This is a genomic window from Rhodopseudomonas sp. G2_2311, assembly GCF_047501505.1.
GTDB lineage: Bacteria > Pseudomonadota > Alphaproteobacteria > Rhizobiales > Xanthobacteraceae > Rhodopseudomonas > Rhodopseudomonas palustris_H.
The window spans coordinates 62,964-76,767 of sequence record NZ_JAZDRK010000016.1; the positions used below are offsets into that span (position 1 = coordinate 62,964).

The 13,804-nt window shown below is 64.9% G+C and carries 12 protein-coding genes; 3 read left to right on the forward strand and 9 right to left on the reverse strand.

The window, feature by feature from the left end; all coding sequences use genetic code 11:
• Positions 1 to 15: 15 nt before the first annotated feature.
• Positions 16 to 591 carry a histidine phosphatase family protein gene (locus tag VRZ08_RS18800; protein ID WP_414533498.1) on the reverse strand — a complete coding sequence of 192 codons (576 nt, stop codon included), beginning with the start codon at positions 589 to 591 and terminating at the stop codon, positions 16 to 18.
• 177 nt (positions 592 to 768) lie between these two features.
• Here VRZ08_RS18800 and VRZ08_RS18805 point away from each other — a divergent pair, with 177 nt between their 5' ends.
• On the forward strand, positions 769 to 1,500 hold the full coding sequence (locus VRZ08_RS18805) for a Crp/Fnr family transcriptional regulator (protein ID WP_346296553.1): 732 nt from the start codon (positions 769 to 771) through the stop codon (positions 1,498 to 1,500).
• A gap of 13 nt (positions 1,501 to 1,513) precedes the next feature.
• On the opposite strand, the gene VRZ08_RS18810 is transcribed toward VRZ08_RS18805, so the two are convergent.
• Positions 1,514 to 2,254 carry a Crp/Fnr family transcriptional regulator gene (locus VRZ08_RS18810; RefSeq protein WP_107354402.1) on the reverse strand — a complete coding sequence of 247 codons (741 nt, stop codon included), beginning with the start codon at positions 2,252 to 2,254 and terminating at the stop codon, positions 1,514 to 1,516.
• Between the two features lie 254 nt (positions 2,255 to 2,508).
• Between VRZ08_RS18810 and VRZ08_RS18815 the strand changes: the two genes are divergently transcribed.
• Positions 2,509 to 5,046 (forward strand): HWE histidine kinase domain-containing protein, encoded by a 2,538-nt coding sequence (locus VRZ08_RS18815; protein WP_414533499.1) that lies wholly within the window; start codon positions 2,509 to 2,511, stop codon positions 5,044 to 5,046.
• A gap of 19 nt (positions 5,047 to 5,065) precedes the next feature.
• Here VRZ08_RS18815 and VRZ08_RS18820 read toward each other — a convergent pair whose 3' ends face one another.
• The 7 genes from VRZ08_RS18820 to VRZ08_RS18850 form a co-directional block, all read right to left on the reverse strand.
• Positions 5,066 to 5,779: an ABC transporter ATP-binding protein gene (locus tag VRZ08_RS18820; RefSeq protein WP_414533500.1), complete on the reverse strand. Its 714-nt coding sequence runs from the start codon at positions 5,777 to 5,779 to the stop codon at positions 5,066 to 5,068.
• The gene (locus tag VRZ08_RS18825; RefSeq protein WP_263990717.1) at positions 5,760 to 6,524 is read right to left on the reverse strand and encodes an ABC transporter ATP-binding protein; all 765 of its coding nucleotides are present in this window, start codon (positions 6,522 to 6,524) and stop codon (positions 5,760 to 5,762) included. The genes VRZ08_RS18820 and VRZ08_RS18825 overlap by 20 nt, the downstream gene beginning before the upstream one ends.
• Positions 6,521 to 7,519, reverse strand: coding sequence for a branched-chain amino acid ABC transporter permease (locus VRZ08_RS18830; RefSeq protein ID WP_414533501.1), 999 nt, complete (start codon positions 7,517 to 7,519; stop codon positions 6,521 to 6,523). The genes VRZ08_RS18825 and VRZ08_RS18830 overlap by 4 nt, the downstream gene beginning before the upstream one ends.
• Position 7,520: 1 nt before the next feature.
• The gene (locus tag VRZ08_RS18835; protein ID WP_107343157.1) at positions 7,521 to 8,387 is read right to left on the reverse strand and encodes a branched-chain amino acid ABC transporter permease; all 867 of its coding nucleotides are present in this window, start codon (positions 8,385 to 8,387) and stop codon (positions 7,521 to 7,523) included.
• A 210-nt stretch (positions 8,388 to 8,597) separates the two neighbouring features.
• Positions 8,598 to 9,770 carry an ABC transporter substrate-binding protein gene (locus VRZ08_RS18840; protein WP_414533502.1) on the reverse strand — a complete coding sequence of 391 codons (1,173 nt, stop codon included), beginning with the start codon at positions 9,768 to 9,770 and terminating at the stop codon, positions 8,598 to 8,600.
• Between the two features lie 46 nt (positions 9,771 to 9,816).
• Positions 9,817 to 11,247: a glutamine synthetase family protein gene (locus VRZ08_RS18845; RefSeq protein ID WP_107354398.1), complete on the reverse strand. Its 1,431-nt coding sequence runs from the start codon at positions 11,245 to 11,247 to the stop codon at positions 9,817 to 9,819.
• Positions 11,248 to 11,278: 31 nt separating this feature from the next.
• Positions 11,279 to 12,637: an aromatic ring-hydroxylating dioxygenase subunit alpha gene (locus VRZ08_RS18850; protein WP_107354397.1), complete on the reverse strand. Its 1,359-nt coding sequence runs from the start codon at positions 12,635 to 12,637 to the stop codon at positions 11,279 to 11,281.
• A gap of 359 nt (positions 12,638 to 12,996) precedes the next feature.
• On the opposite strand from VRZ08_RS18850, the gene VRZ08_RS18855 reads away from it, so the two are divergent.
• Positions 12,997 to 13,788: an IclR family transcriptional regulator gene (locus VRZ08_RS18855; RefSeq protein WP_414533503.1), complete on the forward strand. Its 792-nt coding sequence runs from the start codon at positions 12,997 to 12,999 to the stop codon at positions 13,786 to 13,788.
• The last annotated feature ends 16 nt before the right edge of the window (positions 13,789 to 13,804 follow it).

Below are 13,804 nucleotides of genomic sequence, written 5' to 3' on the forward strand. Positions count from 1 at the left end.
TTCTAAACGGCCAGCCTAACCGACTACGCGATTGACCCAGACGATCCGCCAGCCGGACGAACCCAGCCGGTCGATCTGCGTCAGCGACAGCGGATCGATCACAAAGCTGAGCGCAGCCTCGGGGGATGCCTTAAGGGCAATCGCCAGTACGGCGCGAATGGTGCCGGAGTGTACCACCAGCACGACGTCACCAGCGGGCAGCCGCGCCAGACCGCGCCGCACCCGTTCGATCTGATCGACGAAGCTCTCGCCGCCCGGCGGCGCCAAGCGCGCCGCATCCTGCCAGAATGCATCGTAGGCCGGGCCGAGTTCGCGCGACAGATCGTCGTGACGGCGCCCGGTCCAGCTGCCAAAATCCTGCTCGCGGAAATCGGGGTCGAGCATCGCATCGAAGCGGAGTGCTGCGGCGGTCTCGCGCGTACGCCGGCTCGGGCTTGCGACCACCGTCGCATCGTGCGGCAGTTTTTCGCCGAGCGCAGCGAGCACCGCAGTGTCGCCGAGATCGACCGGCGCGTCGGGAGCGTGAATCACGCCCTTTGGCCCATCCACCGGCGCATGCCGCACCAGCCAGAGCCGGCTGAAGTCGTTCATCGGTCATCCTCGCGCAGTCATGATTCGTCCGACAGAGCACGTCAGAGCCATGCCTCGCAAGCGACGACGACCGCTGCCGCCCGGCGTCCGAAAAAATAGAAACCTCTGCCGCCTCCCGGAGTTGAAGCCCCCAAGTTCCATCAACCCTATCAGATGATCTAACTTGAAAGGCGGACCATGAAGGATGTCCATCGCGTCCTGATCGACAAACTGCGCGAGCATTCCCGTCTGTCGGCCGATGACCTCACCGCAATCCGCAATTTGAGTTTTACGCTGCGGGAGCTCGAGAGCAGCGAGGATCTGATCCGCCAAGGCGAAACGCCGAAGGGCGCCGCACTCGTCGTCGAAGGCATGGTCGGACGGTACCATTTGCAGCGAAACGGCCGCCGCCAATTCCTGTCGTTTCACATGGTCGGCGACCTGCCGGATGCGCAGGGGGTTTTTTTGGAGCGGATGGATCATTCGCTGTGTGCGATTGGGCACGCGGTGACGGCGATCATCCCGCATCGGGAGATCCTGCGGATGTTCGAAGCCCGGCCCGGTCTCGGCTTTGCGATCTGGCGCGAAACCCTCGTGGACGCGGCGATTTTCCGCGAAGCGATCACCAACAATTCGGCCCGGACGATGAAGGCGCGGATGGCGCATCTGTTCTGCGAATTGTTCTACCGTGCCGAGGTCTCGAAGCTGACCGACGGTAACTCGATGCAGCTCCCGATCAGCCTCGCCCAACTCGGCGACACGCTGGGCATGGCGATCGCCACCGTCAATCGCACGATCTCGTCGCTGCGGGCGTCGAAGACGATGGACTTCCGCTATGGGGTGCTGACGATCCGCAACTGGCAGGGGCTCGCCAAGATCGGCGAATTCGATCCCGGCTACCTGCACCTGAAGCGCGCACCGGCGCGCTGAAGCTCTCCGAAAGCTACGCGGCAGCGTCGTCCGGCTCGGGATAGACCCCGCGCAGCACCACGTCGAAGTGCTCCTTCACCGCATCATTGCAGCGGCAGGCCCGCGACCGCAGCTTGTCGGCATCGTCGACGATCAGGGCGCCGCGCCGCGTCGTGAGAATGCCCTCCTGGCGAAATGCCTGCAGCACGCGGCTGGTGTAGCTGCGGCCGACGCCCATCATCGCGGCGAGCTGTTCATGGGTGAGCGGCACCATGCTGTCGCCGGTGCGGTCCATCGCCGCCGCGATCCACTTCGCGGTGCGCTGCTCGATCGAATGGATCGCGTTGCACGCGGTCGATTGAAACATCTGCGCCATCAGACAGTCGGCGTAACGCGCGAAAAAGGCCTTGAAGCTCGGCGACCGATCCTTGGCGGCCTGAATGTTGAGGATCGGCATGCGGACGAACGGGCCCTCGAACTTGACGACGATCAGGCAATACGCCGGCAGGAAACCGGAGCTGACGATGCCGCCGACCGCGCCTTCGCGCCCAACCAGCACCGTCTCGACGCCGCGGCCGTCGCCGTCGGTCACCTCATAGGAGACGAGGCTCGGCCCGCACGGGAAGAACGCGCTGCCGACGTGATCGCCGGGGCGATACAACAGATCGCCGGCGGCCCGGGTCTCGCACCTCAGATGCGGACGCACCAGCTCGAAATCGCTCGGGCTCAGTGCTCGCAACAAGTTGTTGTTCGGTCGCTCAGAAGAGGCGATCACGGCTGTTCCTCTGTCTACTAGTGAACGGAACAAATAATGCGCTGCGGCTACATTGGTTCCAGCGTCCAAGCGAGGCACGTTGCGAGTGTCTCCAGCCTTAGCCCGGTGGACGGCTTGTCAGCTCGCCCCTCCCCACACCGTAAGGCACCCATTGGCTGTAGGCGCAACGATCCTATCGACGACGGCTTCTGCTCATCGCTCAAATGAGATCAGGTGTGTAGCAACGTGCGCCGCGACGACGCGGAGGGCACGCCGTGCCGCATAAGGTCGATCTCACCTCTTGCGATCGCGAGCCGATCCATATTCCCGGCAGCATTCAGCCGCGCGGCTGCCTGCTGGCGTGCGACTCGCAAGCGGTACGGATCACGCGCATCTCGGAGAACGCCGGCGCGATCCTGGGCCGCGAGACGCCGCGGGTCGGCGAGCTGCTGGCCGATTACTTCGGCGAGACCGAAGCCCATACGCTACGCAACGCGCTGGCGCAGGCCTCCGATCCGAAGCGGCCGGCGCTGATCTTCGGCTGGCGCGACGGCGGCACCGGACGCACCTTCGACGTCTCGCTGCATCATCACGACGGCACCTCGATCATCGAATTCGAGCCCGCGGCCGCCGACCAGGCCGACAACCCGCTACGGCTGACGCGGCAGATCATCGCACGCACCAAGGAGCTGAAGTCGCTCGACGAGATGGCGGCGCGGGTGCCGCGCTATCTGCAGGCGATGCTCGGCTATCACCGGGTGATGATGTATCGCTTCGCGGCCGACGGATCCGGCAAGGTGATCGGGGAGGCCAAGCGCAGCGACCTCGAGAGCTTTCTCGGCCAGCACTTCCCGGCCTCCGACATCCCGCAGCAGGCGCGACTGCTGTATCTAAAGAACGCGATCCGCGTGATCTCGGATTCGCGCGGCGACAGCAGCCGGATCGTGCCGGAGCGCGATGCTTCCGGCGCCGCGCTCGATCTGTCGTTCGCGCACCTGCGCAGCGTCTCGCCGATCCATCTCGAATATCTGCGCAACATGGGCGTCAGCGCCTCGATGTCGCTGTCGATCATCATCGACGGCACGCTGTGGGGGCTGATCGCCTGCCATCACTACGAACCGCGTGTAGTGCCGATGGCCCAGCGCGTCGCCGCCGAAATGTTCGCCGATTTCTTCTCGCTGCATTTCACCGCGGTCCATCACCAGCGCCGTTTCCAGTCGTCGCTGCGCACCCGCCGGACGCTCGATGCGCTGACCAGCCAGATGTCGTTCGATGCCTCGGTCGACGACTTCCTGCGTGCGAATCTCCCGCGCATTGCCGACCTGATTCCGAGCGACGGCGTCGGGCTGTGGATGAACGGCGTCTGGACCGCGCATGGCTCGACGCCGCCGGCGAATGCGCTGCCGTCGATCATGTATCTGCTCACCGGCCGGGCCGGCAACGAGATCGTCGCCACCCATGCCCTCGCCGATCGGATCGTGGCGGCGACCGACTATACGGGTGCGGCCGCCGGCATGCTGGCTATCCCGTTGTCGCAGACCGCCGGCGATTACTTGCTGTTTTTCCGCAAGGAGCAGGTGCAGACGCTGAACTGGGCGGGCGATCCGAACAAAACTTACGACACTGGGCCACTGGGCGACCGGCTGACGCCGCGTAAGAGTTTCTCGATCTGGAAAGAGCAGGTCGAAGGCCAGTCGATCCCGTGGAGCGCGGATGATCGCGACACTGCGGCCACCGTCCAGGTCGGCTTGCGCGAAGTGCTGCTGCGGCAGAGCGAAATTCTCTCGGCCGAGCGCAAGAAGGCCGAAGTGCGCCAGCGCGTGCTCAACGAGGAGCTGAACCACCGCGTCAAGAACATCCTGGCGCTGATCAAATCGCTGGTGAACCAGCCGGCCGGCGAAGGCAAATCGCTAGAGGAGTTCGCCTCGGCCTTGCGCGGGCGGATCATGGCGCTGTCGTTCGCGCACGATCAGGTGGTGCGGTCCGACGGCGGCGGGGCGCTGCTCGATCTGATCCGCGCCGAACTATCGCCCTACCCGGCCACGCAGATCACGCTGGATGGTCCCGACGTCGGCCTGGATTCCCGCGCCTATTCGGTGCTGGCGCTGGTGCTGCACGAGTTGGCCACCAATGCGGCGAAGTACGGTGCGCTGTCGCGATCATCGGGCCGGCTGCGGGTGAGCTGGTCGGTGCGCGACGACGGCCGCTGCGACATCGAATGGACCGAGAGCGGCGGCCCGCCGGTCCGGCCGCCGACCCGGCATGGCTTCGGCACGGTGCTGCTGAGCCGCAGCATTCCGTTTGATCTCGGCGGCTGGAGCGAGATCGACTACACGCCGGGCGGTGTTGTGGCGCGGCTCGGTATTCCCGGCCAGTTCGTCACCGAGTCGCTGCAGCGGCAGTCGAGCCCGCAGCCGAACAATGCGAGCGTCGACAGCAGTTCGTTGAATATCGCCAATGCGGCGATCCTGCTGGTCGAAGATCAGCTCGTGATTGCGCTCGATGCCGAGGAAATGCTCGGGGCGATCGGTGCGAAGTCGGTGATCTCGGTCGCGTCCGCCGAAGAGGCGCTGCTGACGATCGCGCAGCGGCCGCCGACGCTGGCGATCCTCGACGTCAATCTCGGCAGCGGCAGCTCCCTGCCGGTCGCCGACGAGCTGGAGCGACTCGGAATCCCATTCATGTTCGCGACCGGCTACGGCGACACCGCGATGATCCCGGAGCGGATGCGCGACCTGCCGATCGTGCGCAAGCCATATTCGATCGAGTCGCTGCGCGGCGCCCTGTCGGCGATGCTCGACGCCCGCGGCTGACGAGCTCCCCGCCCCGGCCTCAGCCGATACCGACACCGAGCAGGCGGTCGGCCAATTCCCGATCGGCCCTGAACTCCGCCGCCTGGCCACGCCAGACGATCCGGCCGCGCTCGACCACCAGCACGTCGTCGGCGAAGTCGAGCGCGCGCTCGATCTGCTGTTCGACCAGCACCACGGTCATCTCGCCGGACTGTGCCAGCCCGACGATGGTCTCCATCAGCTGATCGCAGATCACCGGCGCGAGGCCTTCGAGTGGCTCATCGAGCAGCAGCACGGTCGGCTTGCCGAGCAGCGTGCGCGCCAGCGACAGCATCTGCTGCTCGCCGCCGGAGAGCTGCATGCCGCCGTGGTTGCGGCGCTCCGCAAGCCGCGGAAACATCGCGTAGACCGAGTCGAGTTCGGACCGCGGCCGGCCCTTCAGTCCGGTGAACAGATTTTCCTCGACGGTGAGCGAGCGAAACACGTCGCGAGTCTGCGGCACGTAGCCGAGGCCCGCGGCAGCCCGCGCATAGGTCTTCAGCCCCGTCACCTCGCGTTCGCCGACCCGAACCGCCCCACCTTTGTGGGTGGTCAGTCCCATCAGCGTCGCCAGCAGCGTGGTCTTGCCGACGCCGTTGCGGCCGAGCACGGTCAGCCGCCCGCCTGCCGGCACCGCAAAGCTGATGTCGCTCAGGATGCTCACCGAGCCGTAGCCCGCCGCGAGACCTTGAACCTCAAGACGTGCGGCGGGCATCGGCATAGTTTCCCAGATAGGCCGCACGGACGGCGTCGTTTTCCTTCACCTCGGCAGGCGTGCCTTCGAAGATCAGCGCGCCATTCGCCAGCACCAGCACGCGCCTCGCAAATTTGAACACCAGATCCATGTCGTGCTCGATCATCAGGATCGCGATCTCCGGCGACATCCGGCCGATCGCCTCGAGAATCCGCGGCGACTCGTCGTGCGGCACGCCGGCCGCCGGCTCATCCAGCACCAGCACCCGCGGCTTCATGGCGAGACCGATCGCCAGGTCGAGCAGCCGCTGCTGGCCGTAAGCCAGCTTGGTCACCGGCGTCGCGGCCAGATGGCCGATGCCGAGCAGGCTCAGCACACTCTGCCACTCGTCGCGGACGTCGGCCTTATCCATCACCGAGGAGAACATCCGCCTGGTCAGGCCGCGGCGCTGCATCACCGCCAGCGCGACGTTCTCGGCGACCGTGAGGCTGGTGAACAGCCGCGTCACCTGGAAGGTGCGTACCAAGCCGCCGCGGACGCGCTCGGGGATTGACGCGGTTGTGACGTCCTGGCCCGCCAGCAGGATACGGCCGTCGGACGGCGCCAAATCTCCGGAGAGCTGATTGACCAGCGTGGTCTTGCCGGCACCGTTCGGACCGATCAGCGCGACCCGGTCGCCGCTCGACAGCGAGAAGGAGACGTCGTCGGTGACGCGCAAGCCACCGAACGATTTCGACAGGTGCTGGACTTCGAGCAAGGTCGTCATCGCGCCGCCCTCGCCTGCCTGAAATCGCTGATCCGCCGGGTCACTTCGTTGACCAGCCCCTTGGGGAAGAACAGCACCACCACGATCAGCAACACGCCGACCAGGATCATCCAGTGGAACGGGCTGGCGGTCGAGACGTAGTGGTGAAACAGCTCGAACAGGATCGCGCCGATCAACGCGCCCCACAGATTGCCGGCGCCGCCGAGGATCAGCATGATCAGGGCTTCGGCGGAGCGTTCGAAGCCGACGCTGTCGAGCCCGACCACGCCGGTATTGATCGCCGTCAGCGCACCGCCGAGACCCGCGACTGCGCCGGCGACGCAGTACATCACCACCAGCCGTGGATACACCGAGACGCCGATCATCCGCGTCCGTAGCGTGTCGTCCTTGATGGCACGGCACATCAGCGCGAACGGCGAGCGCGCGAACCGCAGCAGCGTTACCATCGTGACCAGCAGCACGATCACCGAGAAGACGTAGCCGGTGCGACCGAACATATCGAAGTTGAAGATGCCGAATACCGGGCTCGGCGAGATGCCGGCCAGGCCGTCGCTGCCGCCGGTGATCGACGACAGCTTGTTGGCGAGCGCGGCGACGAGCTGGCCGAACGCGATCGACAGCACGAGCTGGGGCAGACCTCGGAAGCGCGTGACCAGCAGGCCCGAGACCAGCCCGGTGGCCGTGCCGGCCAGCGCGCCGATCAGCAGCATCAGGATCGGATCGGTGACGCCGGCAAGACAGAAATTCCCGGCCGCATAGGCCCCGACGCCGAACAGCGCCGCATGGCCGAGCGTGGCGACGCCGCAATAGCCGGTGACGAGATCCAGCGAGATCACCAGGAATGCGAGGCCGATCACCCGGATCAGGAAGGCGAGGTCGTCGGGATAGACGAAATACCCGATCGTCCCGAGCACGGCGATCACCGCGGCGGCGATCAGGTCGTTGCGAAGACCGGCCCAGGCCGACGGCGCAGCGGTGACGGACAAGGTCGCCATCTTAGTGCGCCTTTCCGAACAGGCCGTGCGGGAACACGTAAACGATCACGATCACCGCGACATAGAAGAAGAACTCACCAAACTCCGGCGCCAGATATTTGCCCGTAGTGTCGGCGAGGCCGAGCAGCAGCGATGCCGCCATCGCACCGGTCACGGAGCCGGCGCCGCCCACAGAGACCACAACCAGGAACGTCACCATGTAGCGCAGCGCATAGAACGGCTCGACCGGCAGCAGCTCGGCGCCGACCACGCCGCCGAATGCCGCTAGCCCGACGGCGAGCGCGAAGGTTGCCGAATAGACGATCTGGGTGCGGATACCGAGCGCCTCGGCCATGTCACCGTTGTCGACCGCCGCGCGCAGCCTGACGCCGAATTCGGTCTTCTCGATCATCAGCCACAACGCCACCGCAGTGACGACACCGCAGCCGATCACGAACAGCCGGTGCGCCGGGATCATGCGAAAGCCGAGATCGAACGGTCCCTTCAGCATCTCCGGCAGCGGGATCGGCTTCGAGGTCGGACCGAAAATGTAGTTGGCGATGCCGACGATGAAGAAGGTGATGCCGATCGTCAGCAGGATCTGGGTCAGTTCATCGGAGCGACGATAGATCCGCCGGTACAGCAGAAACTCGAACGGCACCGAGATGATCACGGCACCGATCACCGCGATCAGGATGGCGATCGGATAGGATACGCCGAGCGAGGTCAGCGCGAACGAGGCGAGGTAACCGCCGATCATCGCGAACGCGCCGTGTGCGAGATTGACCACCCGCATCAGGCCCATCATGATCGACAGGCCGATCGAGATCGTGAACAGCACCATGCCGTAGGCCAGTGCGTCCGGCAGGATTCCGAGAATCGTCCTCATCACAGGGCCGCTGGCGCGGACGCCGCCGATTGCGTTCGATTGGATCCAGCCTTCACAATCTCACTCCCGACTCACTGGGCGCGCTAACCGTTGAACGTCAGGCGCTTTCTTCAAGAGGACCACGATCCGCTTTGTTCGAAAACGCTATAGTCGACCGGAGCCCTCCGCGCCAAGTCACGAACGAAGGCGCGAAGGGCTCAAAGTTTCGGCTTACTGCTTAACAAGTCCCCAGTCCGGCTGATCCTTGAAGGTCTCGATCTCCTTATTGATCAGCTTGCCGTCCTTCTTTTCCACTTCGCGCAGATACACGCTCTGGGTGATGTGGCGGGTGGTCGGATCGATCGACACCGGGCCGCGCGGGCTGGTCCACTTCATGCCTTCGACAGCCTTGACCGCCTTCTCGGGTTCCTGCTTGCCGCCGGTAGCCTCGATCATCTTGTAGATCAGACGGGCACCGTCATAGGCCGCAACCGAGGTCATGGTGACGTCGCTGAGCTTGGCGCCACCCTTTTCGAGCTGGGCCAGGAACGCCTTGTTCTCGGGCGAGTCGTGCGACACCGCGTAGTGGTAGGTCGACAGGATGCCGATGCCGGAATCGCCGATATTCGGCAGATCGGGCTCGGTCACCACGTCACCGGTCGACATCAACTTGACGCCGCCCGCCTTGAGGCCGTTGTCGATGTAGGCCTTGACGAAGCCGAGGGTCGGCGGACCGGCCGGCAGGAAGGTGAAGATCATGTCGGCGCCGGAATCCTTGATCCGCTGCATGATCGGACCGAAGTCGGTGGTGGCGAGCGGCATCCGGATCGCCTCGACGACGCTGCCGCCTTCGGCCTCGAAGGTCTTCTTGAACGCGGTCTCGGCGTCGATACCCGGACCGTAATCGCTGACCGCGATCGCAACCTTCTTGGCGCCCTTCTGCTTGGCGACCTTGGCGGCCGGCACCGTGTTCTGGAACATCGTGAAGGAGGTGCGGACGATGTAGGGGCTCTTTTCGGTGATCGAGGAGGTCGCCGCGTTCAGCACCACCATCGGCACCTTGGCTTCCTGCAGCAGCGGCGCCACCGCCATCGCGTTCGGCGTGAAGTACAGGCCGGCGATATACTGCACCTTCTCCTTGACGATCAGCTCCTGCGCCAGCGCCTTGGACTGCGCCGGATTAGGCGAGACCTCATCGCGATAGACGAACTCGACGGTGTGGCCGCCGACCTTGTTGCCGTGCTCGGCGACCCAGGCATCGATGCCCATCTTGAAGTTCTGGCCGAACAGCGCGTACGGCCCGGACATGGTGCCGATCACGCCGACCTTGATGGTGTCGGCGTGGGCGCCTGCCGCGACGAACGACAAGGCCGCAGCCGCGCAGACCGATCGAAGTCCCTTCATGTTGTGCTTCCTCTCCTCTGGCTGACGAAATTGGTGCCGCTGATCGCTAGAACATCTCGAAATATTCGCGCTGCTCCCACTCGGTGACTTCCGCCTGGAAACGCTCGATCTCGGCATTCTTGATGAAGGTGTAGTAGTCGATGAACCCGTCGCCCATCGTGGTGCGGAAGAACGGATCGTCGCGCAGCGCGAAGATCGCCTCGCGCAGCGACTTCGGCAGCAGGTCCGCCTGGGTCTCGTAGGGCGTGTCCGCCGACGGACCCGGATCGAGCTTGCGATCGACGCCGTCGAGGCCGGACAGGATTTGCGAGGCCATATACAGATACGGATTGGCCGCCGGCTCGCCGACCCGGTTCTCCATCCGGGTGGCGCGGTCGCCGGGACCGCCGAGGACGCGGATCATCACGCCGCGATTGTCGCGGCCCCAGATCGCCCGGTCCGGCGCCAGCGAATACGAGCGATAACGCTTGTAGCCGTTGATCGTGGGCGTAGTGAACACCGTAGCGGCGCGGGCATGATGCAACAGACCGGCGAGATAGTGCCTGCCGAGATCGGACAGCACCTCGGTCTGCGACACAAAGGCGTTGCTGCCGTCGGTGCGCGACACCAGCGACTGATGCAGATGCCAGCCGGACGACACCACGTTGGGAATCTTCGGCCGGCACATGAAGGTGGCGTGATAACCATGGCGCCGGCAGATCTGCTTCACGGCGCTGCGGAACAGCACCATCAGGTCGGCAGGCATCAGCCCGACGGTGGGCTGGAAGGTGAATTCGCACTGGCTCGGCCCGAACTCGACTTCCATCGAGCGCAGCGGCAGGCCGAGCGCCATCACGTCGTGACGGATCAGGTCGAGCACCGGCTCGATCTGATCGTAGCGCTGCTCGGTGAGATACTGATAGCCGTGCGACAGCAGGCTGACGGCCGGCGGCTCGCCGGGCTGCCCGGCATGTTCCGGCGACATCATCACGTCGTCGAGCTTGAAGACGTGGAATTCGACTTCGAGCCCGGCCATGTAATCGTAGCCGCGATCGGCGAGTTGCTTCAGCACCGACCGGTAAAGGCCCCGCGTTGCGAACGGCACCGGCTGACCATTGCCGAAATACAGATCGCACAGCACCCAGCCGGTCTTCGGCGCCCAGGGCAGGACACGGAAGGTGGTCGGATCAGGCAGCATGATGGCGTCGGCGCCGCCTTCCATCTCCTTGATGCCGAAGCCGCCGCCGGCCTTGAACACCGGGAACACGGTGCGGTGCGAGGTGTCCTTGCACAGCATCGTGGTGGTGATCGAAGCGCCGCTGTCGAGACAGCTCAGCGCTTCGGCGGCGATCAACGTCTTGCCGCGCAGGATGCCGTGCTGATCGGGGAACGAGAACCGAATGGTCTCGAGCCCCTGTTCTTCGGCGATCCGCCGTACCCGCGCCGCTGCTTCGATCTGCTCGTCGGACCAGAGGCCGTACTTCTCAACCAGACTCAACGTTCGATCCTCGATCCGTTGCCGCGCCGTCTCATTCCGCTGCCGTCAGATGCGGCACCTTGGCCGCAATCTCGGACGGCACTGGCGCAGCCCACGGCGCGCCGCGGCGACGCTTGACGTCGACCTCCATCCAATAGGTTTCCCAGCCGCGGCTCGGGCCGATGCCGTCCATCGTGGCCGGCCCTTGGATCGCGCGGGCCGCAGCCTCGTCGAGCGCCAATAGCGGCTTGGCGCCGGAGGCGGCCTTTTCGATCTCCTGTCGCAGCAGCCGGCGATACTGAATGATCGCCTTGTCGCTTTGTCCGAGATGTTCGCGGGTGCGATCCTGGATCGCCCCCATCGACTCCACCGCCCACTGGTCGTGAACGTTGATATCGAGACCCATGCCGGTGTAGGTCGCGGTCGCCTGCTCGTGCGGATCGAAACCGTAATCGTTGGTCTTGTTGCGGCGCGACTTGTAGTCCGGCAGTTCGTACAGTTCGAGGCGCTGATCGCGCATCTTCACCTTGTCGACCGGCGCGGCGTAGCTGGTGAAAATCGCGTACCAATAGCAGTGGGTGTCGTCGACCGGGACGTGCCACTGCGTGATCGTCATCTCGGTGCTCATCGGGATGACGAAGCCGTGCGGGAACAGCTGATTGGTGACGCGAACGTGGGTGCGTTCGTCGTCGATCTCGCGCAGCGCGATCAGCCGCAGGCCGTATTCGGTGTGCTCGACATTGATGATCGGGCGATCGTATTCGCGCAGCACCTTGGTCATCGGCAGATCGCTGCCGGCGGATGCGCCGCGGAATTGCTTGCCGTAGGCCTGCGAGGTGTCCTCATCCTCGAAGAAGCGATGCAAGAACGAGGCGTGCGCCGGATCGATGCCGACCTCCAGCGCCTGCAGCCAATTGCATTCCATCAGCCCCTTGAATGCGAACACATGGGTGTCGGGCGCGATGAAGCAATCGATCTCCGGAAACGCCGGCGGCTCGCCCGCGCCGAGATAGGCCCACAGGATGCCGCCCTTGGCGACCACCGGAAACGCACGCTGCTTGATGTTCTTGCACAGCGGCGAGCCGGCCGGCTCGGCGGGGGTGTCGATGCAGTTGCCGTCGACGTCGAACAGCCAGCCGTGGAAGGCGCAGCGCAGGCCGCCGTTCTCCAGCCGGCCGAACGCGAGATCGGCGCCGCGATGCGGGCAGTCGCGATCGATCAGGCCGTAGCGGCCGGTCTCGTCCTTGAACAACACGAAGTCTTCGCCGAGCAGTCGTACCGGCTTGATCGGCCGCTCGCCCTCCAGCTCGTCGACCAGCGCCGCCGGCTGCCAATAGGCGCGCATCAGCTTGCCGCAAGGCGTCCCCGGTCCGACCCGGGTGATCAGATCATTCTGTTCCTGGCTCATCATGGCGTTGGCCTCCTTCGCGCAGCCTCGGCGGGCCGCTTGTTGTGAGCGCAGGAGCGATCGCGGGTCAGCGAGCGCAGCAGCTGGCCGGTGCCATAGCCGCTCGAATTGATCCTGACCATCATCCGCCCTGCGCGACAAAACGTTCAATAGACGAACATTCGTTCGTTTAGAATGAAACTGCCTCTAAAGAGCATTTCAGGCAAGAACAAATTCTCCGCGTTACGTGCCTATGAGGATGGCAGCCGCCTAAGTCGCCGGCGAACTTGTGTTCGTTGAGCGAACAATCGTATAGCTCAGCGCTCAAAGGTCGCGGCGCCTGCCGTTAGCGCCTCGCCCCATCCCCATACCGAAGTACCCGCATGCCCAAACTGAAACGAACTGCCGACGATGCGCCAAGCGAGGGTGCCGAGTTCATCGAAAGCCTGTCGCGCGGCCTGCGGGTGATCGAGGCGTTCGGTTCCGAGAAGCGGCCGATGACGCTGAGCGATGTCGCCAAGGCGTGCGGCCTGCCGCGCGCGACGGCGCGGCGCATCCTGCTGACGCTGCAGAGCGCCGGCTATGTCAGCAGCGACGACCGGCTGTTTGCGCTGACGCCGCGCGTGCTTGGTCTCGCGTCGGCGTATCTGGCATCGAACCAGATCAGCGCGGTGCTGCAGCCGCTGATGGATCGGGTGTCGGCCAGCGCCAAGGAAGTTTGCTCGCTGGCGATTCTCGACGGCGACGACGCGGTGTTCGTGGCGCGGGCCAGCCCGGCGCGGGTGTTCTCGGCCGGCATCGATCTCGGCTATCGGCTGCCGCTGTTCTGCACCTCGGTCGGACGCGTGCTGCTCAGCCGGCTTGATAATAACGAGCTGACTGCAACGATCAACGCGATGACGCTGACCAAGCAGACCGAAGACACCATCACCGACAAGCAGACGGTGATCGCCACCATCATCGCCGATCGCACCAAAGGCTACTCGCTGGTCGATCGCGAAGCCGAGCCCGGCTTCCGTTCGGTCGCGGTGCCGATCCGGCGCTACGACGGCACGATCGTCGCCGCCGCCAATATCGGCGCCCATGTCGACCGCATCACCACCGGTGAGATGATCGACCGCTTCCTGCCGCTGCTGCAGGCGATGGCTGAAAAAGCCAAGCCGCTGATGATGTGAGGACGCCGACCGCGTA